The organism is Methylibium sp. (genome assembly GCF_013817365.1).
Lineage (GTDB): Bacteria > Pseudomonadota > Gammaproteobacteria > Burkholderiales > Burkholderiaceae_C > Methylibium.
Genome location: NZ_JACDCU010000455.1, coordinates 1 through 3,095 on the forward strand (window position 1 = coordinate 1; position 3,095 = coordinate 3,095).

General features: G+C 66.6%; 4 protein-coding genes and 1 pseudogene. 4 read left to right on the forward strand and 1 reads right to left on the reverse strand.

Annotated features, from left to right (window positions below; translation table 11 throughout):
* The 4 genes from folE to H0W38_RS19605 all read left to right on the forward strand — a co-directional run.
* On the forward strand, positions 1-591 hold a 591-nt coding region (gene folE, locus H0W38_RS19590), incomplete at its 5' end, for a GTP cyclohydrolase I (protein ID WP_292457310.1).
* A gap of 4 nt (positions 592-595) precedes the next feature.
* On the forward strand, positions 596-1,024 hold the full coding sequence (locus H0W38_RS19595; protein WP_292457313.1) for a BLUF domain-containing protein: 429 nt from the start codon (positions 596-598) through the stop codon (positions 1,022-1,024).
* 102 nt (positions 1,025-1,126) lie between these two features.
* Positions 1,127-1,462, forward strand: a complete 336-nt coding sequence (locus tag H0W38_RS19600; RefSeq protein WP_292457317.1) for a helix-turn-helix domain-containing protein — start codon at positions 1,127-1,129, stop codon at positions 1,460-1,462.
* Between the two features lie 97 nt (positions 1,463-1,559).
* On the forward strand, positions 1,560-2,759 hold the full coding sequence (locus H0W38_RS19605) for a type II toxin-antitoxin system HipA family toxin (RefSeq protein ID WP_292457315.1): 1,200 nt from the start codon (positions 1,560-1,562) through the stop codon (positions 2,757-2,759).
* A gap of 78 nt (positions 2,760-2,837) precedes the next feature.
* Here H0W38_RS19605 and H0W38_RS19610 read toward each other — a convergent pair.
* Positions 2,838-3,095 (reverse strand): annotated as a pseudogene (locus H0W38_RS19610) (chemotaxis protein); the annotation flags it as partial.

Here is a 3,095-nt window from a genome sequence, read left to right on the forward strand (position 1 = left end):
CCGGGCGAACTCGAGCTGCTGCTCGACGAAGTGGCCGGCAAGATGCACGCCGTGCTCGACAGCCTGGTCATCGACACCGAGAGCGATCACAACACGCAGGACACGGCCCGCCGCGTCGCCAAGATGTACGTGAGCGAGGTCTTCAAGGGCCGCTACATCGCGCAGCCGCCGGTCACCGAGTTTCCGAACATCGAACGCCTGAACGAGCTGATGATCATCGGCCCGATCACCGTGCGCAGCGCCTGTTCGCACCACCTGTGCCCGATCATCGGGCGCGTGTGGATCGGCGTGATGCCCAACGAGCACTCCAACCTGATCGGCCTGTCCAAGTACGTGCGCCTGACCGACTGGATCATGAGTCGGCCGCAGATCCAGGAGGAGGCGGTGATCCAGCTGGCCGATCTGCTGCAGGACAAGGTGAGCCCCGACGGCCTGGCCATCGTGATGGAGGCCGACCACTTCTGCATGCACTGGCGCGGCGTCAAGGAAACCAACGCCAAGATGATCAACAGCGTGATGCGCGGCAGCTTCCTCAAGGATGCCAGCCTGCGCCGCGAGTTCCTCTCGCTTGTCGGCAACCGAAGGGACTGAAGCCATGCTCGTCCGTCTGCTCTACGCCAGCCGCGCCGCCGAGCCGGTCACGCCCGTCGTCATCGACGAGATCCTCGCGCAGGCCCGGGCCCACAACCCGGCGCTCGGCGTCACCGGCATCCTGTGCCACTGCGGCGACACCTTCCTGCAGGTGCTCGAAGGCGGTCGCGACGCCGTCAACACGCTCTACACACGCATCTCCTGCGACCCGCGCCACCGCAACGTGGCGGTGTTGCACTTCGAGGAGGTCGCCGAGCGCCGCTTCGCCGGCTGGACGATGGGCCAGGTGAACATGGCCAAGGTCAATCCGTCGATCGTGCTGAAGTACAGCGAGATGCCGCAGCTCGATCCGTTCACGGTCTCGGGCAAGGTGTCGATGGCGCTGCTGGAAGAGCTGATCGCGACGGCAGCGATTGTGGGGCGGGCTGGGTAGGGCGGCGGATCGCCTGCCGGGCTGTTTCTGATCAGCGAGACTCCCAGCCAAAACGATGCCTTAAGCTTGCTATAGAAGGCAGTAAAACGCACAATGCGTTTTATGGCACGCTCACCGACCTCCCCAACGCCCGAGGCAGTTGCTCTCCAGGCCAAGGCGCTCGGGGAACGCATCCGGGCGGCGAGAACCCGCCGGAAACTCCGCCGGATGGACCTCGCCGAACGGACGAGCCTGTCCCGCTCGACCGTGGAAGCCATCGAGCGCGGCGATCTTGGCACGGGCCTTGGCGCCTATCTGCGTGCGCTGTGGGCGCTCGGGCTCGAGCAGGAGGTGTCCATCGTGGCCGATCCCGGTCTGGACCGCGACGGGCTCTCGCTGGAGTTGTCTGCGCAGACCAAACGTGTTCGGGTGCAGAGGAAGGTCGACAATGACTTCTAAGCTGCCGCAGGCCGCGTACGTCTGGGTCTACCTGCCTGGCGACGTCGAGCCGACGCTGTGCGGCCGCTTCGATCACTAGCTCACCGCTGATCGCGCCGTGGGCAGCTTCGTCTACGGCCGCAGCTATCTCGCCAACCCGCAGGCGCTCGCGATCGATCCGGTCGCTTTGCCGCTCCACGGCGACCGGCTGTTCGAGACCGCGTCCGACCAAGGATGCTTCGGGGTCGTCTCCGATGCGATCCCCGACGACTGGGGTCGCTATGTCATCGACCGCCGGCACGGCAAGCAGGATTTCCCGGTCGGATACCTCCTGCACTCCCTGGACGACCGGGTCGGCAACCTTTCCTTCAGCGCCCACGACGCCGAGCGGCCGCCACTCAGGCGGGAATCGGCCCCGCTTCCGGGCCTGGGGCTGCTCGACGATGCGCTGCGCATCGTGGTGGGGCTCGAAGCGGGGCAGTCGATCCCGCCCGAGTTGGAGGACCGCATCATGCTCAACACCGCGATGGGCGGCGCGCGGCCCAAGCTGACCATGGCGCACGACGGCGCGCAGTGGCTCGCCAAGTTGCCGTCGCGTCGCGACGATCCTGAGATCCCGGCGGCGCGGCTCGAGGCTGCAATGCTCGATCTCGCGTCACGGTGCGGCATCGGCACGGTGCAGGCCCGCGTCGTGAGCCTCGACGGCGGCGACGTGCTCCTCGTGGGGCGTTTCGACCGCACGCTCATCGCCTCCGAAGCGCACCCGTCGGGATGGGCGCGCGATGCCTACTTGAGCGCTCGCTCCGTATTTGCCTCCCGACCGACCGTGCAGGCGTACAGCTTCGCCGGCTCCTACCCGCGGCTCGCGCGCGAACTCGGTCGCTACAGTTCGCATCCGCTGAACGACCGGCACGACCTGTTCCGCCGCATGGTTTTCAACTGTGCGACATCCAACACCGACGACCACGATCGCAATCACGGTTTCATCGCGGACCCGAACGCCAGCCCGGGCACTTACCGACTCGCGCCCGCCTTCGACCTGGTTCCCCGCATTCATGGCACGAGTCGGCGTTTTCAGGCGCTTGCCATCGGCGATGGCGGGCACGCACCGGGAATCGACAACATCATGAGCAGTCATGCTGCGTTCGATCTCACGAAGGCGGCAGCGCTGGGGATCGTCGGCGACGTTCAAGCCGCGGTCGTTGATCAGTGGCGCCACTGTCTCGAGGATCAAGGCTTGTCGGCTCTTGCCATCAGGCGCCTGGCGAGGTGCTTCGAGCCGTTGCCTGCGATGGCGGCGAAGGACGTTGGAGGCTGAGCCGCGCCCGCCGCACAGTGAACCGGCTGAAAGGCAAACGGCGCCCCGCAGGGCGCCGTCTGCCAAGCGTAAAGTGGCTCAGAACCTGAACGCCAGCCGCAACCCGCCCCAGTGCCGCCCGTTCACCATGATCGGTGCGGCCACTTCCTTCATCACCACGAAGTTTCCGCCGCCCATGTCGCGCCGGTAGGTCTGCAGCAGGAACGGCCTCGTGTTGCGCGCCGAGGCCAGGCCGGTGCGGTCGTTGAAGATGCGCCGGTAGCGGCTGTTCGCGGTGTTCCAGGTCACGTCGCCGGCTCGCTGCGCGTGGCAGTACAGCTTGTTGTGCGTGGCCAC

What these genes read in the sequence shown, in the direction of transcription:
- H0W38_RS19600 (WP_292457317.1), top strand. Translation starts at nt 1,127, where the DNA reads ATGGCACGCTCACCGACCTCCCCAACGCCCGAGGCAGTTGCTCTCCAG.
- H0W38_RS19595 (WP_292457313.1), top strand. Translation starts at nt 596, where the DNA reads ATGCTCGTCCGTCTGCTCTACGCCAGCCGCGCCGCCGAGCCGGTCACG.